The following is a 21459-nucleotide window of genomic DNA, read 5'->3' as shown; positions in this document are numbered from 1 at the left end:
GGACGGCGGGGGGGGCCTCAGCCCTCGCCGCCTTCGGCCCACCATTGGCCGCGCAGCACCATGCCGCGGCTGACGAGGCCGGTCTCGGCCACGATCACCTCGCCCGAGACATCGACATGCTCGAACCGGCCCCCGGCCAGTTCAAGGACCGTCGCATCCCCCGGCGTGCCGGGTGTCAGCGATCCAAGCTCGGGTCGGCGCAGGGCGTGGGCGGGGTTCTGGGTGGTGGCGCGGATCACCTCGGTCAAGGACATGCCAAGCGCCATGAACTTCGACATGACCGCCAGCACGTTATAGGCGGGCCCGTCGCAGCACAGGACATGGACGTCGGACGAGATCACGTCGGGCAGGATCCCCTCGGCCAGCATCGGGCGGGCGGATTTGAAGGCAAAACCGCCGAAGCCGTGGCCGATGTCGAAGATGATCCCCCGGGCATGGGCGTCAAGGATGTCCTGTCTTATGCGGCTGCCCTTGGTGACGGGGGCGTTGGGGAAGGGGCGGAAGCAATGGGTCAGCACGTCGCCGGGGCGCAGCGCATCCAGCACCTCTTTCCGGCCGGGCGGCGGGAAGTCGATATGCGCCATGACCGGCAGGTCCAGCTCCTCGGCCACCTCGATCGCCAGGTGCAGCGGCGCGAGGCCCGAGCTGCCCCCCGCCCGCGCGCCGACGCGGGCCTTGATCCCGACGATCAGGTCCAGGTTCTTCTCGGCCAGCGCCAGGCACTCACGGCTGTCCAGAAGCCGCAGGTCCTCGCATTCGCCCATCATCACGTTCTTCGAGAAGGCGAAGATGCCGGGGAAGGAGATGTTGAGATAGGCGAGGATGCGCGGCGCGGCGGGTTCGACGATGAACTTGCGCAGGCCCGCGAAATTGCCCGCCCCGGCGCTGCCCGCGTCGACGAAGGTGGTGGTGCCGCTGCGTTTCGCGATGGTCTCGGCATCGACGCCCAGCGAGGTGCCGCCCCAGTAGACATGGGAATGCATGTCGATCAGCCCCGGGGTGACGATGCGGCCCGCGACATTGCGCACCTCGCGCGCGTCCTGCCCCAGATCGGGGCCAAGCGCCGCAACCTTGCCATCCGCGAAGGCCACGTCCAGCACGGCATCGAGGCCCTGTTCCGGGTCGATCACCCGGCCGCCCTTCAGGATCAGGTCATGCAATTCTGGTCTCCCGTTCAGAAGCGGATGCCGACGTTCTTGGTCTGGACATAGCCGAGCAGCGCCTCTTGCCCCTTCTCGCGCCCGTAACCCGAGCGTTTCATGCCGCCGAACGGCGTTTCCACCCCGCCGGCCCACCATTCGTTGACATAGACCTGCCCGGCGACCAGCCGTTCGGCCGTCCAGTGCGCCAGGCGCAGGTCGCGGGTATAGACCCCGGCGGCCAGACCGTAATCGGTGCCGTTGGCGATGGAAAGCGCCTCCTCCGGCGTGTCGAAGGGCAGGACGACCAGGACCGGGCCGAAGAATTCTTTTTGCGCGATGCGCATGTCGGGGCGGACGCCGGTGAAGATCGTGGGGGCCATGAAATGCCCCCTGCGCTGCGCCACGCGCGCGCCGCCCATCACCAGGGTCGCACCCTCCTCGATGCCGGCGCGGCACAGCGCCTCGACCCGGTCCAGCTGGCGGGCGTTGATCAGCGGGCCCATGTCGCAGCCTTCGACTCCCGGCCCGACGCTGCGCTGTTCGGCCAGCGCCTTGATGCGCCCGACCAACTCGTCATGCACCGAGCGATGCACGATCAGCCGCGACCCGGCCGAGCAGATCTGCCCGGAGTGGTGGAAGATGCCCCGCGTGGCCGAGGCGGCGGTCCGTTCAAGGTCGGCATCGGGATAGACGATGGCGCCGGACTTGCCGCCAAGCTCCATCACGCAGGGGATGACCCGTTCGGCCGCGGCGCGCAGCACGCTTTTCCCGGTCTCGACCGAGCCGGTGAAGACGATGTGGTCGATGTCCGGGTGGGAAACCAGCGCCGCCCCGGCCTCATAGCCATAGCCGCAGACGATGTTCACCGCACCCGCCGGGACGCCCGCGCGGTGGCAGGCTTCGGCCAGCAGGAACAGGCTGAGCGGCGAATCCTCGGGCGATTTCAGCACGACGGTATTGCCGGTGACGATGGCGCAGGCGACCGAGCGCGCGCCCACCGGCAAGGGACCGTTCCAGGGCACGATCTGGGCGGAAACGCCGTAGGGTTCGTGCAGCGTATAGTCCAGGTAATCCGCGCCAAGCGGGATCTGGCGGCCCTCCAGCTTGTCGGCAAGTCCCGCGTAATACTGCAGGTAGCGCCGGGTCAGCGCCACCTCGGCCCGGCCAGCCGCCAGCGTCTTGCCGTTGTCGCGGCATTCGACCAGCGCGATCTCGTCGGCCAGGTCGCCCAGGTGGCGCGAGACCTCGAGCATCAGGTCGCCCCGGCGATGCGGGCGCAGGTCGCGCAACGCGCGGCTGTCGAAGCAGCGCCTTGCGGCGGCCACGGCGCGGTCGATGTCGGCGGCGGTCCCGCGCGCGACCTCGGCGATGGGCTCGTCCAGCGCGGGGTCGGTCACGGTGATCCGCGTCCCATCGCCGCCATCGGCCCAGGCGCCGTCGATGTAGTTCTGCCAGTAGGGCCGCACCGTCTCTGTCATCTGCTCCACCTTCGCCGTCTGGCGCAAGGTATTCACGGGTGCAAGGCGTGGCGAATGCCGAATGCCGATACCGCCATGCGGGAAACGCATGTCCCCGGCGACCATGCCGCAGGCGCATCGGGCTAGACCGACCTTGCATTGGCGGCCCGACGCTGGCGCGGCCTATCGTCGGGTCAGACACCTGGACCGGGAATACAGGAATGCCCACGAACGCCCCCCGCCGCGTTGCGATCCTTGGCCTGATGCTCGAGAGCAACCGCTTCGCTCCCGTCGTCACCGAAGAGGACTATCTCAAGCGGGTCTATCTTGCCGGGGACGAGATCCTCGAGGACCTCTACGGCCCGGATCCCAAGCTGCCGACCGAGATCCGGGGCTTCCGCGCCGAGATGGACAGCCGCGACGACTGGATCCCGGTGCCGATCCTCGTCGGCCTGGTCGAGGCGGGCGGGCCGCTGGACCACGCCTTCTTCGAAACCGCGATGCGGGAGATCCGCGACCGGCTGACGGCCGCACTGCCGCTGGATGCGGTCTACATCTCGAACCACGGGGCGATGATCACCACGGCCAGCACCGATCCCGACGGCGAGATCTTCGCGGCGGTGCGGGCGATCGTCGGGCCGGAGGTGCCGGTGGTGGCGACGCTGGACCTGCACGGCAACGTCTCGGAACGGATGGTCTCCAGTGCGGATGCCATCGTTGCCTATCAGACCAACCCGCATGTCGACATGCTGGAGCGCGGGCGCGATGCGGCCTCGATCCTGCATGAGCTTTTCGCCGGCATGAAGCCCGAGGTCGCCTTCCTGCGCCTGCCGGTGGTGCCACCGACCGTCACCCTGCTGACCGAGGCCGGCCCCTATGCCGACATCATGAATTTCGGCCAGTCGCAACTGGACGACAAGGTGATCAACGTCTCGATCCTGGGCGGGTTCGCCTATAGCGACACGCCGAAGAACGGGCTGGCGATCATCGTGACCTCGCGGATGCGCGACGGCAGCGCGCGGCGGGCCGCGAACCGGATCGCCCGCTTCGCCTGGAACCAGCACAAGCGCTTCGTCCCGAAGCTGACCGGGCTGGAAGACACGGTGAAGCGGGTGCTGGAGGTGGGGGCCGATCCGTCCCTTCCGCCGGTGATCCTGGCCGATGTGTCGGATAATCCAGGCGGCGGCGGCAACGGCAACACGATGTGGATCCTGGAGGCGCTGCACAAGGCGCGCACGACCGGGGTGATCGTCGGGGTGATCAACGATCCGGCGCTGGCGCAAGAGGCCGCGACACTGGGGCAGGGTGCGCGGTTCCGGGCGGTGTTCAACCGGGTGCCCCCCGACGATTTCTCGGGCCGGTTCGAGGCGGATGCCCGCGTCATGGCGATCCGCGACGGCGATTGCGTCGGCCGCCGGGGCTTCTACGCCGGGCGGCGGATGAATCTGGGGCTGTCGGTTCTTCTCGATCTGGGCGGCATCCAGGTGGTCGTGATCTCTATTCGCACCCAATGCGCTGATCCGATCTTCCTGGAGATGATGGGTCTCGACATCGGCAAGGCGCGGGCCGTGGTCGTCAAGTCGCGCGGGCATTTCCGGGCCGGCTTCGACGAGTTCTTCTCGCCCTCGCAGGTGATCGAGGTCGATGTGCCCGGCCTGACCTCGCCGGTGCTGACGCGGTTCGACTTCCGCTCGATGCCGCGTCCGGTATTCCCGATCGACGAAGAGGTGTACTGGACCCCGCCGCAGGATTGACGGACTGGAGGAAGCCCCGCCTCCGTAAGGAGACGGGGCCTTTCCGTCCCAACGTCCGGGAGAACGCGCCGGGACTGGAAGGATCAGTACTCGACCTCGACGCCCAGCCCGCTGTCGCGCGCGCGACGCACGGCCAGATCGGCCACCACCAGATCCTGAAGCGCGACGCCTGTGCCGTCGAAAAGCGTGATCTCCGTCTCCGACTGCCGTCCCTTGGCCATGCCCGCCAGCACCGCGCCCAGCGGGGTCAGTTGCGCTTGCGCGATCAGGCCGGCTGAGAAAGCGTGCTGGCAGTCGCCGATACTGACGGCCTGCGCCGCCTCGTCCACGAAGACGCGGGCGGCGGCGACCAGGGCGGGGTCCAGCTCCTGCTTGCCCTTGGTGTCGGCGCCCATGGCGCTGATATGGGTGCCGGGGCGGATCCAGTCGCGCATCAGGATCGGCTGCTGCGAGGGGGTGACGGTCACGATGATCCCGGCCGCGCGGGCCACCGCCTCGGCCGTGGGTTCCGCCGCGCAATCGATGCCCATCTCGCTCAGAGTCCGGGCAAAGCGGGCGCTCATCTCGGGATTCATGTCCCAGGCATGGACCTTCGTGATCCGCCGTACCGCCATCGTTGCGCGCAACTGGTGCAGCGACTGCCCGCCGGTGCCGATGATGCCCAGGACCGAGGCATCCTCGCGCGACAGCGCCCGCGTCGCCAGCGCCGAGGCTGCGCCGGTGCGGATTCCGGTCAGGTAGTTCGCGCTGACCAGCGCCGAGGCGCGGCCGGTGTCGGGGTCGAACAACAGCGTCGAGGACTGATGGTTGCTCAGCCCCCGGCCCAGGTTGTGCGGCCAGTAGCCCCCGGCCTTCAGCCCCAGGAAGGGGGCCGAGACATCGCCGCCCGCCTTCACGCCATAGACCGCATCGGCATGGCCCACGACCTCGCGCACCACGGGGTAGTTGCGCGCCTCGCCCCGCGCCATGGCGGCGAAGGTGCTGGCGACCGCCTCGATCGCATCCTCGACACTGACCAGCTTCTGCGCGAGGGGTTCGGAAATGATCAGCATGACGGCCGCTCCTTACTGCGATTCCAGGATGAATTCGCCGATCATCACGTTCATCCCGGCCAAGAGCCCGCCATCCACGGGCAGCGCGACGCCGGTGATGTAGCCGGCATCCTCCGAGCCGAGGAACGAGACCGCCTTGGCGATGTCCTCGGGCTCGGCCACCCGGCCCATCGGATACCAGCGGGCAAGCTTTTGGAACACCTGCGGATCCTTCTCCTGCCGGATCCTCCAGGTGATGTTGTCGGTGCGGACCGAGCCGGGCAGGACCGCGTTGCAGCGGATGCCGTGGCGGCCGTATTCCGAGGCGACCGATTGCGTCAGGTTGATCAGCCCGGCCTTCGCCGCGCTGTAGGCCGGGTTGCCGAAGTAGCGCACCCCGTTGACGGAGGTGATGTTGACCACCGCCCCGCCGCCGCGCGCCTGCATCCGGGGCAGGAGGGCGCGCAGGCAGTGGTAGGTTCCGTTCAGGTTGACGTCGACTTCCTTGTGCCAGGCTTCAAGCCCGATCCCGGCCAGGTCGCCCGCATCGGTGAAGCCGGCGTTGTTGACCAGAAGCGTCAGCGGCCCGATTGCCGCCTCGCAGGTGTCCACGGCGGCGGTCACGGCCGCCATGTCGGTGATATCCGCACCCGTCGAAAAGGCGATGCCACCCTCGGACTGGATCAGGCGCGCGGTCTCGGCCGCGCCCTCGGCGTCGAGGTCGATCACGGCCACGGCCGCGCCTTCGCGCGCAAGATGCCGGGCGATGGCACGGCCGATGCCATGGGCGGCGCCGGTCACGAGGGCGGTGGTGGTGTCATGTCTGGGCAAGGCGTCCTCCGGTCGGGTCTGTCACAGGGCGCGCGCGATCCAGTCCAGGGACTGAAGCCGCATGTGCCCGTAGTTGTAGAAGGAGATCCGGTCCGCCCCTGCGGCCCGGGTGGCGGCGACACAGGCGGCAAGCTCCTCGGCGCCGGTCACATGCGGCCAGGTCGGGCGCAGGATGAAGCCAAGGCTGGCCTCTGGTCCCGCTGTGGCGCGCACCTCGGCGATGTCGGCGGCGATGGCCTCCGGCCCGCGCTGGTAGGCGGTCACCTCCAGCCGGTCGGCCACGCGGGCCAGAGCGGCCAGGTCGCTGCCTTCGCGCCAGCACAGGCTGTTCGGGGTCTGGACCGAGGGGATGATCGACAGCCCGGTCTCGCGCGGCAGGGCCTCGCGGATTTCGCGGACGAGGCTGGTCACGGTCTCCGCCCGCAGATCTTGCAAGGCGGCCCAGCCGGGATCGTTTTGCGGATCGGGCAGGGGGGCGCTGCCATCGGCGAAGAAGGCGTCGAGCGCGCGATGCGCCTCCGCCGCCAGGGCCTCGCCGTCCAGCCCGGCCTCGCGGGCGCGGGTCAGGCAGGCGGGGCAGAAGCAGGTGCCCAGCAGCGTCTCGGCCGCCGGGGGCAGGCCCACCAGCTCGAACTCATGGTGGTGGCCGTGGCGATAGGTCTGGAAGCCCGGCGTCTCGATCGCCACCTCGCGCACGCCCGGCTGGGCGGCGGTGTCGAGGCAGAGCGCGGTCAGATAGCGCCGGACCTCGGGCTGCGAGGGGCAAAGCGCGTTGACCAGCACGTCGCCGAACGGGGTCTGGCAGGCCAGGTCGGGATGCATCGCGCCAAGGCGCGAGTTGTGCAGGCCCACGGTCCAGGCCGTGACCTGCAACCCTGGCGCATGGCGCGCGAGTTCGGCCAGCGCGTCGTGGTCGCGGACCATCCGTGCCGCCTGCGGCTGCAGCCGGCCATAGCGCGAGGGATCGGGGCGGAAATAGACGGTGCCGTCCTCGGGGAAATACACCCGCCCGCGCGGCGCGTGCGGGCGCAGGAACTTGCCGGCGTGATAGGCGGTGGCCAGCGAGACCCGGTCCAGCCCGGCCCCGGTCAGCCGGGCGGCGACCTCGGCGGTGCCCTCGTCCTGCAGGTCCCAGGGATAGACGAACATGCCGCGCAGCAACGCTTGCCTCCATCGCGCGCCGTTGCGCGTCAGCCGACCGCAGGGGCAGGGCGCCCCGTTTCCTGCCCTGACGCTATCGCCGGGGCAACGGGACGGCCAATGCCATGCCGGCATGGCGGCATTCGGGAAACGCATTCGCTTGCGGGCGGAGGACGGTCTAAGGAAGTCTGGCGCATCGTTCGCCGCTGGAGCCGGACGGCTGGGGAACGCCCGGCAGGGGCTGGCTTGAGCGATGTGCAATTCATTGAAGGGAGAGCCGCAGATGAAGAACATTGTCGTCACCGGGGGCAGCGGCAAGGCGGGCCGGGCGGTCTGCCGCCATCTGGTCGAGCGCGGCTATACCGTGCTGAACGTGGACATGGCGCCCTCGTCCGATCCGGTCTGCCCGATGCTGCGCGTCGACCTGACCGACTTCGGCCAGGTGATGGACGCGATGCAGTGGACCGGCGGCAAGGACCATCCGTTCCGCCAGTTCCGCACGCCGGACGCCGTGGTGCATCTCGCGGCGATCCCGGTGCCGGACACCAATCCCGAGGAACTGACCTTCCGCACCAACATCGTCTCGACCTACAACGTCTTCGACGCGGCCCTGCGGGCGGGCGTGCGGCGCATCGTCTGGGCCTCGTCCGAGACCACGCTGGGCCTGCCCCTCAGCGCGGCAAATCCCCCCGCCTACGCGCCGATCGACGAGGACCACCCGATGCGGCCGGAAAGCGCCTATTCGCTGTCCAAGGATCTGTCCGAGGAGATGGCCCGCCAGATGGCGCGCTGGAACCCCGGCACCACCTTCATCGGCCTGCGCCTGTCGAACGTGATGGAGCCGCAGGACTATGCCCGCTTCGCCGGCTGGCAGGACACGCCGCGCTTCCGGGAATGGAACCTCTGGGGCTATATCGACGCCCGCGACGCTGCCCAGGCGGTGCGCCGGTCGCTGCATGTCGACATGGAAGGCGCGGATCATTTCATAATCGCCAACTCCAACACGGTGATGACTCGCGACAGCGCCGGGCTGATGGCCGAGATCTTTCCAGGGGTCGAGCTGCGCGGCACGGTGAAGGGGCGCGAGACGCTTCTATCGATCGCCAAGGCGCGCCGCGTGCTGGGCTATGCGCCCGAGCATGACTGGTCCGGCCCGAACGGCTGACCCGCCGCCGTCGCGCGATGCCGGATTCGGGGCGCCCCGCCGCAAGGCCGGGCGCCCCATTCTGCTCCAGGGAACCATGATTTCCTCTGCTTTTCAATCCTATGCAGGGCCAACATACCCCCATGCGTTAAATCAATTTCTATTGCCGGGCTTCGGACTTCACAGTGGGCCCATCAAGAACGGCCAGCAGAAGCCGCTTCGGAAAAAGCATCGCGAATCCCGTAACACCAACAGGAGACAACTCCACATGACCCATCCCTTCCGGACGTCGACGGCGGTCCTGGCCCTCAGCCTTGGCATGGCTGGGCTCGCCTCGGCCGAGACCGTGGTCGACTTCACCGTCGCCGAATACAGCTCGAAGACCGGCCCGTACTTCCAGGAAGTCGCCGACGCCTTCCAGGCCGAGAATCCCGACATCAAGATCAACATCGAGGTCGTGCCGTGGGACACGCTCCTGCAGCGCCTGACCACCGACGTGGCCGGCGGCAGCGCGCCCGACATCTCGATCATCGGCACCCGCTGGCTGCTGGATTTCGCATCGCAGGGCGTGGCCGAACCGATCGACGGTTACCTCACGCCCGAGTTCAAGGGCACCTTCATCGACACCTTCATGGCGCCGGGCGTGATCGAGGGTCAGACCATGGGCCTGCCGGTCGCGGCCTCGGCCCGGGCGATGATGGTCAACATGGACCTCTACGAGAAGGCCGGGGCAACCCCGCCCAAGACGTGGGACGAGCTTTACGAGGCCTCCAAGAAGATCGCGGCCCTGCCGGAAACCTTCGCGTTCGGCCTGCAAGGCAAGGAGATCGAGACCGACGCCTATTACTACTACTCGCTCTGGACCCATGGTGGCGACATCCTGAAGGCGGACGGCACCAGCGGCCTCGACACGCCCGAGGCGCTTGAGGCGGCGAACCTCTACAAGAAGATGATCGACGAGGGCCTGACCCAGCCCTCGCCCACGAACTACACCCGCGAGGATGTGTTCAACCTGTTCAAGCAGGGCAAGGTCGGCACCATCTTCACCTTCCCGATGCTGATCCCGCAGATCAAGGCCGAGGCGCCGGACCTGAAGTACCAGATCCTGCCCTTCCCGGAAGGCAAGGCCAAGGCGACCTATGGCGTGACCGACACGCTGATGGTGTTTGCCGACTCGGACGCGAAGGAAGCGGCGTGGAAGTTCATCGAATTCGCCTACAAGGACGAATGGCGCGAGAAGTTCGACATGGGGGAGGGCTTCCTGCCGGTGACGAAGAACGTGGCGGCGCTGCCCTACTTCACCGAGGACCCGGACGTGGCCGGCTTCGCGGCGGGCCTGCCCTATGCCAAGTTCGCGCCGACCATCGCGAACTGGGAGGAGATCGCCGATGTGACCGTGCGCACCATGCAGCAGATCTACCTTGGCGAAGTCACCCCGGAAGACGGGCTGAAGGCCGCCGCGTCCGAGATCAACAAGATCCGCGGTCTCTGATCCTGACCAGGGAGAGAGCGGCCCCGCGCCGCTCTCTCCCGCCCGAACGACGAGGCGCCCCGCAAGATGCGGGGCCGGGGGAACCATGGCGAACCGCTTCCAGAAATCCGTGCCGCTGATGATGATCCTGCCGGGCCTGGCGCTCGCGCTTGCGATCATCGGCTATCCGATCTTCGACCTGGCCTGGACCTCGATGCAGGACGTCAGCCGCTTCGGCAAGCTGACGGGTTTCAACGGCGGCGAGAACTACCACGAGGTCTTTGCCGACCCCCTGTTCTGGGAATCGCTCTGGCGCACTGGGATCTGGACCTTTGCGGTCGTGGGCGGGACGCTGGCGATCTCGATGCCGGTGGCGATGATCCTGAACGACGATTTCCATGGCCGGGGCCTGGCGCGGGTGATCATCATGCTGCCCTGGGCGATCTCGCTGACGATGACGGCGGTGGTCTGGCGCTGGGCGCTGAACGGGCGTGCGGGCCTTCTGAACGCCACGTTGATGAACGCGGGCATCATCGACCAGCCGGTCGAATGGCTCGCCACCGCCTCGACCGCCTTCGTGGTCGAGATCCTGGTCGGCATCCTGGTCTCGATCCCCTTCACGACGACGATCCTCCTGGGCGGCCTCTCCTCGATGCCGCAGGACGCCTACGAGGCCGCGGTGGTGGACGGCGCCTCGGGCTGGGACCAGTTCCGGCACATCACGCTGCCGCTGATGAAGCCCTTCATCAACATCGCCATCGTGCTGAACGTGATCTACGTCTTCAACTCCTTGCCGATCATCTGGGTGATGACCGAGGGCGGGCCGGCCAACGGGACCGATATCCTGGTCACCTACCTCTACAAGCTGGCCTTCCGCTTCGGGCAGCTCGGCAAGGCGGCGGCGATCTCGCTGGTGATGTTCTTCGTCCTCCTGGCCTTCACCATGCTTTACGTCGCCCTGGTCAGCCGCAACGACCGCGACGACGCCGCCCCGGAAGAGGAGATCAAGGCGTGACCGGCAAGCTGAAACGCAGCCTGATCTACTGGGCGATCCTGTCGCCGCTGATGGTGGTGATCCTGTTCCCCTTCGGCGTGATGTTCGTCACCGCCGTCCGCCCCCGGGCCGAGCTCTTCACCTATCCGCCCACCTGGGGGTTCAGCGAATTCCGCTGGGAGAACTTCTCGGAGATGTGGGTCAAGACCAACTTCGGCGGGGCGCTCCTGAACAGCCTCTACGTCAGCGTCGCGGCCACCGCCGTGGCGCTCCTGCTGTCGATCCCCGCGGCCTATGCGATGTCGCGCTACCGTTTCGCGGGGAAGGGGGCCTACCGCACCTTCCTTCTAATGACGCAGATGATGTCGCCCATCGTGCTGGTGCTGGGCCTTTTCCGGCTGATGATGAGCCTCGGCCTCGTCAACGACCTGAACTCGCTGGTGCTGACCTATGCCGCCTTCAACATGGCCTTCACCATCTGGATGCTGCAAAGCTACTTCAACTCGATCCCGCGCGACCTGGAAGAGGCCGCCTGGATGGACGGGGCCAGCCACCTGACCAGCCTGGTCCGCATCTTCCTGCCGCTGGCCGTGCCCGCCATGGTGGTGACGGCGATCTTCACCTTCATCAACAGCTGGAACGAATTCGTCCTGGCGCTGACGATGATGCGGTCCTCCGAAGACTTCACCCTGCCGGTGCAGATCTATGCCCAGGTCGCCGGGCGCTATCAGGTCGAATGGCATCACGTCATGGCCGCGACCGTGCTGGCCACCGTTCCGGTCGCCATCGTCTTCTCCTGGCTTCAGCGTTACCTCATCCGGGGCATGGCGCTGGGCGCCGTCAAATGACCAGACTGCTTCACAAGGCCCTGCTGCCTAATAAGGATTGAACGATGTCCTCTGTCACCATCCGCGGGGTCAAGAAGAAATACGGCGCAATGGACGTGCTGCACGGGATCGACCTCCAGATCCGCGACCGGGAATTCGTCGTGCTGGTCGGCCCCTCCGGCTGCGGGAAGTCGACGCTCCTCCGCATGATCGCGGGGCTGGAGACGATCTCGGGCGGCGACATCCTGATCGGCAACCGGGTGGTCAACGACGTGCCCGCCAAGGCGCGCGACATCGCCATGGTGTTCCAGAACTACGCGCTTTACCCGCATATGTCGGTCTACGAGAACATGAGCTTCAGCCTGCGCCTGAAGCGGATGGCCAAGGACATGATCGACCGCAAGGTGCGCGAGGCGGCCGAGATCCTGAACCTGTCCAAGTTCCTCGAACGCTCGCCCCGGCAGTTGTCGGGCGGCCAGCGGCAGCGGGTGGCGATGGGCCGGGCGCTGGTGCGCGACGCGCAGGTGTTCCTGTTCGACGAGCCCTTGTCGAACCTCGACGCCAAGCTGCGCGTGGTGATGCGGACCGAGATCAAGGCCCTGCACCAGCGGCTCCAGACCACCTCGGTCTATGTCACGCATGACCAGATCGAGGCGATGACCATGGCCGACCGGATCGTGGTGATGAACGCCGGGAAGATCGAGCAGATCGGCACCCCGCTGGAGTTGTACGACACCCCTGCAAATCTCTTCGTGGCCGACTTCATCGGGTCGCCCTCGATGAACTTCCTGCGCGGCAAGCTGGAGCAGGGCGCGGTGGTCCTGCCCGACGGCAGCCGTCTGGCGGCATCCGGGCAGGGCGCGGCGGGGCAGGCGGTGGTCTTCGGCATCCGGCCCGAGCATCTGGCACTGGCGACCGACGGCACCGGCCTTGCCGCCGAGGTCGAGGTGGTCGAGCCGACCGGCGCCAACATCCAGGTCTATGCCCGGGTCGCCGGGATGCCGCTCTGCGCCGTCTTCACCGAGCGCCACGATTTCCGCCCCGGCCAGACGATCCACCTGATCTGGCCCGAGGGGAAGGCACATCTTTTCGACGACGCAACGGGGCACCGGCTCCAGGGCGGAGCCAACTGACCCGCCCGTTTGCAACCGCAGGAGGGGGCTTTGGGCAGGGTGAATCTCCGGTGAACCGGACTGACCTGCCGTCCTTGCCACCCTCCGCCGCATCAGAACCCCGCATCGCGGTGGTCGACCTTCCCCGCCTCATGCAGGGGATCCGGGGCAGTCCGCTCCCCCCAGCGCCTCGGCAAGCTCGCGCAGCCTTGGCCGCCGCGCCGGAAGGCGAGGACGGCCAGCAGGAATGCCGCGACCGAGATCGGGATCGCCTGAAACTCCTGCTCGTGCAGCCGCTGCTCCAGCGGCTCCGGCGTCCAGCGCGTGGCGACCGCGCCGACGTCAGCGCGCTGCGCGCACGCTCCGTCATCCGGGGGCACCGTGAGTGCCAGGGCGGCAATGTCCCTGGAATGCGCGAGGAGATCGGCAAGGGCCTCGTTCACCTTGTCGGGGCGGCCAAACCGCAGGCTGCCGGCCAGTTCGGGCGTTTCGGTCGGCACCCGGTCACGCACGATCTGCCCCAGTCGTGCCCGGTTTGAGGGCCGTCAACGTGCCCGCCGCAACTGCAGCGCATCGTTCCGCCGCGGCCACGAGGATTCTCCGGTTCCGGTCTGTCCAGCGGACCGGGTTGGTGGCATCATGGGGGCGAATGCCGCCCGGGCGGCGGCCGAAATCTGCGGGACCAAGCCTATGGAGACTGAGTTCACGCCCTGGACCGCGCTTGCGGGCGGCGCACTGATCGGATCAGCCGCGGTGCTGCTGCTGGCGGTGCATGGCCGTATCCTTGGAGCCACGGGGATTCTGGGCGGGCTGTTCCGCCTTGGGGACGCGGCAGACTGGACCCTGCGCGCGGCGGTGATCGCGGGGATGGCGACAGGGCCGCTCGTCCATCTTCTGGCCACCGGCGAGCGGCCGGTGCTGGACCAGCCGGTGCCGACCTGGGCGGTGGCCCTGGGCGGGCTGATCGTGGGCGTCGGCGTGAGCTATGGCGGCGGCTGCACCTCGGGTCACGGGGTCTGCGGCCTCGCGCGCCTGTCGCGCCGGTCGATGGTGGCCACCGCCAGCTTCATGGCCTCGGCGGTGCTGACCGTCTTCCTCATCCGGCACGGGGTCTAAGATGCGCCTTCTCTCCGCCTTCGCCATCGGCCTCGTCTTCGGGCTGGGCATCACGGTCTCGGGGATGATCAACCCCGCCAAGGTGCTGAACTTCTTCGACATCGCCGGGACCTGGGACCCGAGCCTCGCCTTCGTGATGGCCGGCGCCCTGGCGGTGGCGATTCCCGGCTACCGGATGGTGCTGCGCAGCCCCGCGCCCCGGATGGAGGACCGTTTCCAGTTGCCGGACATGCGGGTGATCGACCGCAGGCTTGTCCTCGGCTCGGCGACCTTCGGGCTGGGCTGGGGGATCGCGGGCTTCTGTCCCGGCGGCGCGCTGCCCGCGCTGGGAACCGGGGCCTTCGACGTCCATGTCTTCGTCGCCGCGCTGGTCGCGGGCATGTTCATCGCGCGCTGGCTGCGCTCGCGCACCCTGGTCGCGACCCGGCCGCTCTGATCGCAGGAGGACCCGATGCAGGTCGATCTATCCGTCAAACCCGAGGTCACCAGCTTCTTCGACCCGGCCACCAACACGATCAGCCATGTGGTGAAGGACCCCGACTCGGATGCCTGCGCGGTGGTCGACAGCGTGATGGACATCGACTATGCCGCCGGGCGGATCACCTATGACCATGCCGACGAGATCATCGCCCATATCCGGGCGCGGGGGCTGATGCTGGACTGGCTGATCGAGACCCATGTCCACGCCGACCACCTTTCGGCCGCACCCTATATCCAGCGCGCCCTGGGCGGCAGGATCGGGATCGGCCGCAACATCACCCTGGTCCAGGACACCTTCGGCAAGATCTTCAACGAGGGGACCGAGTTCCAGCGCGATGGCTCGCAGTTCGACCGGCTGTTCGAGGACGGCGACAGCTACCGGGTCGGGCGGTTGGCCTGCCGTGCGATCCACACGCCGGGGCATACGCCGGCCTGCATGACCCATGTGATGGGCGACGCGGCCTTCGTGGGCGACACGCTGTTCATGCCGGACGGCGGCTCGGCGCGGGCGGATTTTCCGGGCGGGGACGCGGGACAGCTTTGGGACAGCATCCAGAAGGTGCTGGCCCTGCCTGACGAGACCCGGCTTTTCATGTGCCACGATTACGGCCCGAACGGGCGCGACATCCGCTGGGAGACGACGGTGGGCGAGGAGCGGGCCCACAACATCCACATCGCCGGCAAGACCCGGGAGGAGTTCATCGCGCTCCGCACCGCCAGGGATGCGACCCTGGCGATGCCCCGGCTGATCATCCCCTCGCTGCAGGTCAATATGCGGGCGGGAGAGCTGCCGCCGCCGGATGACAGCGGGAAGCGGTTCCTCAAGGTGCCGATCGACGGGCTGTGACTGTCCACGCGTGGCAGTTAGAGACCGCATGCAATTCCAATGCCTTGGCCGCGGGCGTTAAGGGATTGTTAGGGGATGCGCCGGCGTGGGGCCGAGGGAACCCCGACCCCCGCCGGTCGGCATCACCCCTGCAGCGTCCGGACCCCATAGCCCTCGCCGCGTGCCTTCATCGCCGCCACGGCGGCCACGCTGGCCGCAGCGGTGGTGAAATAGGGAATCTTGTCCATCAGCGCCACGCGGCGGATGTCGCGGCTGTCGCTGACGGCCTGCGTCCCCTCGGTCGTGTTCATCACCAGCGCGATCTCGTTGTTCTTCAGCCGGTCGACGATGTTCGGGCGGCCTTCGTAGACCTTGGCCACGGACTCGGCGGGTACGCCGTTGGCGGCAAGCCATGACGCGGTGCCCTTGGTGGCGACGATCTGGAAGCCCATCGCCACCAGGTCGCGGGCGGCGGTGGCGAGGGTGGGGGTCTTGTCCATGTCCTTGACCGAGAGGAAGGCGCGGCCCTCTGTCGGCAGGGTCACGCCCGCGCCCATCTGCGCCTTGAGGAAGGCCAGCGCAAAGCTGCGGTCCCAGCCCATCACCTCGCCGGTCGAGCGCATCTCGGGGCCGAGGAGCGGGTCGACGCCGGGGAAGCGGGCGAAGGGCAGGACGGCCTCCTTGACGCTGAACCAGGGGGTCTGCGGATCGGCGAGCGTGTTCGCATCGGCCAGCGGCAGCGGCGTGTCGGGGCCGACGCCGGCGGGGTAGGGCGCGCGCATCGGGAAGTTCGACAGGGGCTCGCCAGCCATGAGGCGGGCGGCGATCGAGGCGATGGCCGAGTCCGTGGCCTTGGCGACGAAGGGCACGGTGCGGGAGGCGCGCGGGTTCACCTCGAGGACGTAGATCACCCCGTCCTTGATCGCGAATTGCACGTTCATCAACCCGACGACGTTCAGCGCCTTGGCCATGACTTCGGTCTGCCGTTTCAGCTCGGCGACCGTTTCGGCCGAGAGCTGGTGCGGCGGCAGGCAACAGGCCGAATCGCCGGAATGGACCCCGGCTTCCTCAATATGTTCCATGATTCCAGCGACATGCACGGATTTACCGTCGCTTAACGCATCGACGTCAACCTCGACGGCACCGGAAAGGTAGGAGTCGAGCAGGACGGGGCTGTCGCCCGAGACCTGGACGGCGGTGGAGATGTAGCGGTCGAGCTGTTCGTCCGAGCGGACGATTTCCATGGCGCGGCCGCCAAGCACGAAGGAGGGACGGATGACGAGCGGATAACCCACTTCCCCGGCCACCTCGAAGGCCTCTTCGCGCGACCGGGCGGTGCCGTTGTGCGGCTGCTTCAGGCCGAGGTCCTTGAGCAGGCGCTGGAAGCGCTCGCGGTCTTCGGCCAGGTCGATGGCGTCGGGCGTGGTGCCGAGGATCGGGATGCCTTCCTCATGCAGCGCATTCGCCAGTTTCAGCGGCGTCTGGCCGCCGAACTGGACGATGACGCCATGCAGCGTGCCGTTCTGCCTCTCCACCCGCAGGATCTCGAGGACGTGTTCCAGGGTCAGCGGTTCGAAATAGAGGCGGTCGGAGGTGTCGTAATCGGTGCTGACGGTCTCGGGGTTGCAGTTGACCATGATGGTCTCGTAGCCGCGTTCGGTCAGCGCGAAGCAGGCGTGGCAGCAGCAGTAGTCGAACTCGATGCCCTGGCCGATCCGGTTCGGCCCGCCGCCGAGGATGACGACCTTCTTCGCAGCCGTCGGGCGGGATTCGCATTCCACATCGCCCATCGCGGGGGCTTCGTAGGTGGAATACATATAGGGGGTCTGGGCCTCGAACTCGGCGGCGCAGGTGTCGATGCGCTTGAAGACGGCGGTGACGCCAAGGTTCTTGCGGGCGCGGCGGACCTCGGCCTCCGCCCGGCCGGTGAGGCGGGCGAGGCGGGCGTCGGTGAAGCCCATCATCTTCAGCGCGCGCAGGCCCTCGGCACGCGCAGGAAGGCCTTCGGCGCGGATCTGCGCCTCGGTGTCGATGATCTCGCGGATGCGCGACAGGAACCAGGGGTCGAAGGCGGTGACGTCCTGGATCTCGTCGTCGGAAAGCCCGTGGCGCATGGCCTGGGCGATGACGCGCAGGCGGTCCGGGGTCGCCTGACCCAGGGCCTTGACGATGGCCGCCTTCTCGGGCGCGCCGGGAATCGCGATCTCGTCAAAGCCGGTGAGGCCCGTTTCCAGGCTGGCCAGCGCCTTCTGCAGCGATTCGTGGATGGTGCGGCCGATGGCCATCGCCTCGCCGACCGATTTCATCGCGGTGGTGAGGTTCGGCTCGGAGCCGGGGAATTTCTCGAAGGCGAAGCGGGGAATCTTGGTGACGACGTAGTCGATCGACGGTTCGAAGGAGGCGGGCGTGACCCTGGTGATGTCGTTGTCGAGCTCGTCCAGCGTGTAGCCGATGGCGAGTTTCGCGGCGATCTTGGCGATGGGGAAGCCGGTGGCCTTGGAGGCGAGCGCCGAGGAGCGCGAGACGCGCGGGTTCATCTCGATCACGACCATGCGGCCGTCGGCGGGGTTGATCGCCCATTGCACGTTCGACCCGCCGGTTTCGACCCCGATCTCGCGCAGGACGGCAATCGAGCCGTTGCGCATGATCTGGTATTCCTTGTCGGTCAGCGTCAGCGCCGGGGCGACGGTGATGGAATCGCCGGTGTGGACGCCCATCGGATCGACGTTCTCGATCGAGCAGACGATGATGGCGTTGTCGGCGCGGTCACGCACGACCTCCATCTCGTATTCCTTCCAGCCGAGGAGCGACTCGTCGACCAGCACCTGGGCGACGGGGGAGGCCTCGAGGCCGGATTTCACGATGGCCTCGTAGTCGTCGCGGTTGTAGGCCACGCCGCCGCCGGTGCCGCCGAGCGTGAAGGCGGGGCGGATGATGGCGGGCAGGCCGACATATTCCAGCGCCTCCATCGCCTCGCGAACCCCGGCGGCGATGTCGTACTTGCCCGAGGCCAGTTTCGGCGCGGCGACGATGGTGGCCTTGGGGTTTTCCAGCCCGATCCGGTCCATCGCCTCGCGGAAGAGCTTGCGATCCTCCGCCATTTCGATGGCATCGCGCTTGGCGCCGATCAGCTCGACCTTGAACTTGTCCAGCACGCCCATGTCGGCGAGCGCAAGGGCGGTGTTGAGGCCGGTCTGCCCGCCCATGGTCGGCAAGAGCGCGTCGGGGCGTTCCTTCTCGATGATCTTGGCGACGACCTCGGGGGTGATCGGCTCGATGTAGGTGGCGTCGGCGAGACCGGGGTCGGTCATGATCGTCGCGGGGTTCGAGTTCACCAGGATGACCCGGTAGCCTTCCTCGCGCAGCGCCTTGCAGGCCTGGGCGCCGGAATAGTCGAACTCGCAGGCCTGGCCGATGACGATGGGGCCCGCGCCGATGATCATGATCGACTTGATATCGGTCCGCTTCGGCATGTCAGCCCCCATCGATGTGCGCAAAATTGGGCGGGTTATAGCGAGAGGCCGGGGGGGCGCAAGGGGCAAACGGCGGCGGCGGGGCAGGCCAAAATCCTTCGAGGGATTTTGCAAATCTTTTCGAAAAGATTTGCGGCGCGGGGCGGGAGGCCGGTCGCAAAGGCGGGGGGCGGGGTCGGGAAAGGCTCTGGCGCGGGGGGCGGGATCGGCCTATCTCGGGGGCAGGGACGATGGGGGCGGGTGTGATCCTTCTGGAACATGGACCGGGCGGCAAGGCCGCGCTGTTCACGGCGCCGCGGCGGGTCATCCTGGCCGAGACGCCGGGCGAGGTCATGCGCGCGCTGGAGCGGGCCGAGGCGGAGCGGGCGCGGGGGGCCTGGGTCGCAGGCTATGTCGCCTATGAGGCGGGGTTCGCGCTGGAGCCGAAGCTTGCCCCCCTGATGCCGCGCCGCCGGCCGGGGCCGCTGGTCGCCCTGGGCATCCACGATGCGCCGGAACCCGCCGATGCGGCCCTGGAACGAGCGGCGGAAGAAGGACGCGGGACCTGGATGACCGCGCCCGCGCCCATGGTCGGGCGGCGGGCCTATGGCAATGCGGCGCGCAGGGTCTTCGACTATATCGCGGCGGGGGATTGCTATCAGGTCAACCTGACCTTTCCGATGGCCGCCCGGCTGGTCCGCGGCAGTCCGCTGGGCCTTTTCGGGGCGTTCCGGCGCACCGGGGCAGTGGGGCACGGGGCCTATGTCGATCTGGGCGTCGGGCCGGTGATCGTCTCGCGCAGCCCGGAGCTGTTCTTCCAGGTCCAGGGCGGCCGCATCGTCACCCGCCCGATGAAGGGCACAAGGCCGCGCGGCAGGGATGCGGCGGAGGATGCGGCAATCGTCGCCGAACTGCGCGCCTCGGAGAAGGACCGGGCCGAGAACCTGATGATCGTCGACCTTCTGCGCAACGACATCAGCCGCCTGTCGCAGGTCGGCACGGTGCAGGTGCCGGCGCTTTTCGCCATCGAGACCTATGCCACGGTGTACCAGATGACCTCCACGGTCGCGGGCGTGCTGGACGATCCGCCGACCCTGCCGGGACTGATGCAGGCGCTTTTCCCCTGCGGCAGCGTGACCGGCGCGCCGAAGATCCGGGCGATGCAGATCATCCGCGAGGTCGAACCCTGGCCGCGCGGGGTCTATTGCGGCGCGGTGGGCTGGATGTCGCCGTCAGGGGATGCGGATTTCTCGGTGGCGATCCGCACGCTTTCGGTCAGCGGCTCCGAGATCGTGATGAATGTGGGCGGCGGGCTGACGCATGGCTCGACCGTGCAGGGCGAATGGGAGGAGGCGCTGTGGAAGGCGCGCTTCGTGAAGCCGGCGGTGAGCCAGGGCTGAAGCTGATCGAGACGGCGCTCTGGGACGGGGCGGCGGCCCCGCGCTGGGCGCTGCACCTGGCGCGGCTGCGGCACTCGGCGGCACTTCTGGGCTGGGATTGTCCGCCGATCGAGGTGTCCGGTCCGGAGCATCCGGCGCGGCTGCGGCTGACGCTGGACGGCGCGGGCCGGGTGGAATGGCAGGTCGCCGCCTTACCGCCCGCGAAATCCCTGTGGCGGCTGGGCCGTGCGGGGGAAAGGCTGCGCTCGGCCGATCCCTGGCTGCGGGTGAAATCGACCCGGCGCGCGGTCTATGACCGGGCGCGGGCTGAACTGCCCGAGGGGCTGGACGAGCTGGTGTTCCTGAACGAACAGGACGAGGTCTGCGACGGCTCGATCACCACGGTCTTCTTCGACCGGGGGCAGGGGATGCGCACGCCGCCCTTGTCCTGCGGCCTCTTGCCGGGGGTGCTTCGGGCCGAACTGGCCTGCCCGGAGGAGGTGCTGCGGGCCGCCGATCTGCCGAAGGTCCGGCTTTGGGTCGGCAATGCCCTGCGCGGGCTGATCCCGGCGGTCTGGGCGGGCTAGCGGTTCAACCGGCCGAAGAAATCCAGGTCGGCAATGCCGATCCAGCCCGAGAGGATGACCGCCACGATCAAGGCCCAGACCGGCGTGGCGAAAAGCGTGGTGATCCAGGCGATGCGGCCGAGCTCCTCATGCGCCGGGGCGCCGGGGGGGGTGCCGGGCACGACATGGTTCTCCTCCTCCTGGGTGCGGGTGCGCAGCGGCATCACGACGAAGAGGGTCACGAACCAGACGATCGCGTAAAGGACGACGGCCCCGGTGATGGTCATGCCTGTTCAAGCTCCACCAGGCAGCCGTTGAAGTCCTTGGGATGCAGGAACAGCACCGGCTTGCCATGCGCGCCGATCTTCGGCTCGCCCGAGCCCAGGACGCGCGCGCCCGTTGCCTTCAGATGGTCGCGGGCGGCGAGGATGTCGTCGACCTCGTAGCAGATGTGGTGGATGCCGCCGGAGGGGTTCTTTTCCAGAAAGCCGGTGATCGGGGAATTCTCGCCCAGGGGGTGCAGAAGCTCGATCTTGGTGTTCGGCAGTTCGATGAAGATGACGGTGACGCCATGGTCGGGTTCGGGCTGCGGCGCGCCGACCCTGGCGCCAAGGGCGGTGCGATACTGCTCGGCCGCGGCGGTCAGGTCCGGCACGGCGATGGCGACATGGTTCAGGCGTCCGATCATCTGGTCCTCGCGCAGGGTTTCGGCCATGGGATTAGGCCAAGCGGGAGGT

General features: G+C 68.0%; 20 protein-coding genes. 11 read left to right on the top strand and 9 right to left on the bottom strand.

Features of this window, described 5'->3' with window-relative positions:
• Window positions 1-17: 17 nt before the first annotated feature.
• Together I7S92_RS02255 and I7S92_RS02250 are read right to left on the bottom strand one after the other, a co-directional pair.
• On the bottom strand, window positions 18-1160 hold the full coding sequence (locus I7S92_RS02255; protein ID WP_197641851.1) for an amidohydrolase/deacetylase family metallohydrolase: 1143 nt from the start codon (window positions 1158-1160) through the stop codon (window positions 18-20).
• 14 nt (window positions 1161-1174) lie between these two features.
• Entirely contained in the window at window positions 1175-2620 is a 1446-nt protein-coding gene (locus tag I7S92_RS02250; RefSeq protein ID WP_197641850.1) for an aldehyde dehydrogenase family protein, read from the bottom strand.
• 200 nt (window positions 2621-2820) lie between these two features.
• Between I7S92_RS02250 and I7S92_RS02245 the strand changes: the two genes are divergently transcribed.
• A complete protein-coding gene (locus I7S92_RS02245; protein WP_197641849.1) occupies window positions 2821-4353 on the top strand; it encodes a M81 family metallopeptidase in 1533 nt (510 codons plus the stop codon).
• Window positions 4354-4436: 83 nt separating this feature from the next.
• Here I7S92_RS02245 and I7S92_RS02240 read toward each other — a convergent pair whose 3' ends face one another.
• The 3 genes from I7S92_RS02240 to I7S92_RS02230 are packed head-to-tail and all read right to left on the bottom strand — an operon-like array spanning window position 4437 to window position 7376.
• Complete coding sequence (locus I7S92_RS02240) at window positions 4437-5405, bottom strand: ornithine cyclodeaminase family protein (protein ID WP_197641848.1); 969 nt, start codon at window positions 5403-5405, stop codon at window positions 4437-4439.
• A gap of 12 nt (window positions 5406-5417) precedes the next feature.
• On the bottom strand, window positions 5418-6215 hold the full coding sequence (locus tag I7S92_RS02235) for an SDR family NAD(P)-dependent oxidoreductase (protein WP_197641847.1): 798 nt from the start codon (window positions 6213-6215) through the stop codon (window positions 5418-5420).
• Between the two features lie 21 nt (window positions 6216-6236).
• Window positions 6237-7376: a glycoside hydrolase family 18 protein gene (locus I7S92_RS02230; protein ID WP_197641846.1), complete on the bottom strand. Its 1140-nt coding sequence runs from the start codon at window positions 7374-7376 to the stop codon at window positions 6237-6239.
• 262 nt (window positions 7377-7638) lie between these two features.
• Between I7S92_RS02230 and I7S92_RS02225 the strand changes: the two genes are divergently transcribed.
• From I7S92_RS02225 to I7S92_RS02205, 5 genes are all read left to right on the top strand, one after another.
• The gene (locus tag I7S92_RS02225; protein ID WP_197641845.1) at window positions 7639-8520 is read left to right on the top strand and encodes an NAD-dependent epimerase/dehydratase family protein; all 882 of its coding nucleotides are present in this window, start codon (window positions 7639-7641) and stop codon (window positions 8518-8520) included.
• Window positions 8521-8767: 247 nt separating this feature from the next.
• Window positions 8768-9991 (top strand): ABC transporter substrate-binding protein, encoded by a 1224-nt coding sequence (locus I7S92_RS02220; RefSeq protein WP_197641844.1) that lies wholly within the window; start codon window positions 8768-8770, stop codon window positions 9989-9991.
• Between the two features lie 85 nt (window positions 9992-10076).
• The gene (locus I7S92_RS02215; protein WP_197641843.1) at window positions 10077-10985 is read left to right on the top strand and encodes a carbohydrate ABC transporter permease; all 909 of its coding nucleotides are present in this window, start codon (window positions 10077-10079) and stop codon (window positions 10983-10985) included.
• Window positions 10982-11812: a carbohydrate ABC transporter permease gene (locus I7S92_RS02210; RefSeq protein ID WP_197641842.1), complete on the top strand. Its 831-nt coding sequence runs from the start codon at window positions 10982-10984 to the stop codon at window positions 11810-11812. The genes I7S92_RS02215 and I7S92_RS02210 overlap by 4 nt, the downstream gene beginning before the upstream one ends.
• Before the next feature lie 44 nt (window positions 11813-11856).
• Window positions 11857-12924 carry an ABC transporter ATP-binding protein gene (locus tag I7S92_RS02205; protein ID WP_197641841.1) on the top strand — a complete coding sequence of 356 codons (1068 nt, stop codon included), beginning with the start codon at window positions 11857-11859 and terminating at the stop codon, window positions 12922-12924.
• 92 nt (window positions 12925-13016) lie between these two features.
• On the opposite strand, the gene I7S92_RS02200 is transcribed toward I7S92_RS02205, so the two are convergent.
• Window positions 13017-13415, bottom strand: a complete 399-nt coding sequence (locus I7S92_RS02200) for a hypothetical protein (protein ID WP_197641840.1) — start codon at window positions 13413-13415, stop codon at window positions 13017-13019.
• Between the two features lie 178 nt (window positions 13416-13593).
• Here I7S92_RS02200 and I7S92_RS02195 point away from each other — a divergent pair, with 178 nt between their 5' ends.
• From I7S92_RS02195 to I7S92_RS02185, 3 genes are read left to right on the top strand one after another with little or no spacing between them, the layout of a single operon-like run.
• On the top strand, window positions 13594-14019 hold the full coding sequence (locus tag I7S92_RS02195) for a YeeE/YedE family protein (RefSeq protein ID WP_197641839.1): 426 nt from the start codon (window positions 13594-13596) through the stop codon (window positions 14017-14019).
• A gap of 1 nt (window position 14020) precedes the next feature.
• Complete coding sequence (locus I7S92_RS02190; protein WP_197641838.1) at window positions 14021-14455, top strand: YeeE/YedE family protein; 435 nt, start codon at window positions 14021-14023, stop codon at window positions 14453-14455.
• Between the two features lie 15 nt (window positions 14456-14470).
• Window positions 14471-15346, top strand: a complete 876-nt coding sequence (locus I7S92_RS02185; protein WP_197641837.1) for an MBL fold metallo-hydrolase — start codon at window positions 14471-14473, stop codon at window positions 15344-15346.
• A gap of 122 nt (window positions 15347-15468) precedes the next feature.
• Here the strand turns inward: I7S92_RS02185 and carB are convergent, their stop codons facing one another.
• Window positions 15469-18798, bottom strand: a complete 3330-nt coding sequence (gene carB, locus I7S92_RS02180) for a carbamoyl-phosphate synthase large subunit (RefSeq protein WP_197641836.1) — start codon at window positions 18796-18798, stop codon at window positions 15469-15471.
• 230 nt (window positions 18799-19028) lie between these two features.
• On the opposite strand from carB, the gene I7S92_RS02175 reads away from it, so the two are divergent.
• Both I7S92_RS02175 and I7S92_RS02170 read left to right on the top strand, forming a co-directional pair.
• Window positions 19029-20177 carry an aminodeoxychorismate synthase component I gene (locus I7S92_RS02175; protein ID WP_197641835.1) on the top strand — a complete coding sequence of 383 codons (1149 nt, stop codon included), beginning with the start codon at window positions 19029-19031 and terminating at the stop codon, window positions 20175-20177.
• A complete protein-coding gene (locus I7S92_RS02170; RefSeq protein WP_354001295.1) occupies window positions 20135-20743 on the top strand; it encodes an aminotransferase class IV family protein in 609 nt (202 codons plus the stop codon). Before I7S92_RS02175 ends, I7S92_RS02170 begins: the two co-directional genes overlap by 43 nt.
• Here I7S92_RS02170 and I7S92_RS02165 read toward each other — a convergent pair.
• Window positions 20740-21009 carry a DUF1467 family protein gene (locus tag I7S92_RS02165; RefSeq protein WP_197641833.1) on the bottom strand — a complete coding sequence of 90 codons (270 nt, stop codon included), beginning with the start codon at window positions 21007-21009 and terminating at the stop codon, window positions 20740-20742. The genes I7S92_RS02170 and I7S92_RS02165 overlap by 4 nt on opposite strands.
• Window positions 21006-21410 carry a methylmalonyl-CoA epimerase gene (mce, locus tag I7S92_RS02160; RefSeq protein WP_197642024.1) on the bottom strand — a complete coding sequence of 135 codons (405 nt, stop codon included), beginning with the start codon at window positions 21408-21410 and terminating at the stop codon, window positions 21006-21008. Before mce ends, I7S92_RS02165 begins: the two co-directional genes overlap by 4 nt.
• Window positions 21411-21459 lie beyond the last annotated feature (49 nt).

This window comes from Tabrizicola soli (genome assembly GCF_015999335.1).
Classification (GTDB): Bacteria; Pseudomonadota; Alphaproteobacteria; order Rhodobacterales; family Rhodobacteraceae; genus Tabrizicola; species Tabrizicola soli.
Note: the sequence above shows the minus strand (reverse complement) of the source record. Positions and strands in the feature narration are given on the sequence as shown.

Excerpts from the sequence above, each read along its gene's own strand:
- I7S92_RS02250 (WP_197641850.1), bottom strand. The coding sequence starts at position 2,620 with ATGACAGAGACGGTGCGGCCCTACTGGCAGAACTACATCGACGGCGCC.
- I7S92_RS02245 (WP_197641849.1), top strand. The coding sequence starts at position 2,821 with ATGCCCACGAACGCCCCCCGCCGCGTTGCGATCCTTGGCCTGATGCTC.
- I7S92_RS02240 (WP_197641848.1), bottom strand. The coding sequence starts at position 5,405 with ATGCTGATCATTTCCGAACCCCTCGCGCAGAAGCTGGTCAGTGTCGAG.
- I7S92_RS02225 (WP_197641845.1), top strand. The coding sequence starts at position 7,639 with ATGAAGAACATTGTCGTCACCGGGGGCAGCGGCAAGGCGGGCCGGGCG.
- I7S92_RS02220 (WP_197641844.1), top strand. The coding sequence starts at position 8,768 with ATGACCCATCCCTTCCGGACGTCGACGGCGGTCCTGGCCCTCAGCCTT.
- I7S92_RS02215 (WP_197641843.1), top strand. The coding sequence starts at position 10,077 with ATGGCGAACCGCTTCCAGAAATCCGTGCCGCTGATGATGATCCTGCCG.
- I7S92_RS02205 (WP_197641841.1), top strand. The coding sequence starts at position 11,857 with ATGTCCTCTGTCACCATCCGCGGGGTCAAGAAGAAATACGGCGCAATG.
- I7S92_RS02195 (WP_197641839.1), top strand. The coding sequence starts at position 13,594 with ATGGAGACTGAGTTCACGCCCTGGACCGCGCTTGCGGGCGGCGCACTG.
- I7S92_RS02190 (WP_197641838.1), top strand. The coding sequence starts at position 14,021 with ATGCGCCTTCTCTCCGCCTTCGCCATCGGCCTCGTCTTCGGGCTGGGC.
- I7S92_RS02185 (WP_197641837.1), top strand. The coding sequence starts at position 14,471 with ATGCAGGTCGATCTATCCGTCAAACCCGAGGTCACCAGCTTCTTCGAC.
- carB (WP_197641836.1), bottom strand. The coding sequence starts at position 18,798 with ATGCCGAAGCGGACCGATATCAAGTCGATCATGATCATCGGCGCGGGC.
- I7S92_RS02175 (WP_197641835.1), top strand. The coding sequence starts at position 19,029 with ATGGGGGCGGGTGTGATCCTTCTGGAACATGGACCGGGCGGCAAGGCC.
- I7S92_RS02165 (WP_197641833.1), bottom strand. The coding sequence starts at position 21,009 with ATGACCATCACCGGGGCCGTCGTCCTTTACGCGATCGTCTGGTTCGTG.
- mce (WP_197642024.1), bottom strand. The coding sequence starts at position 21,410 with ATGATCGGACGCCTGAACCATGTCGCCATCGCCGTGCCGGACCTGACC.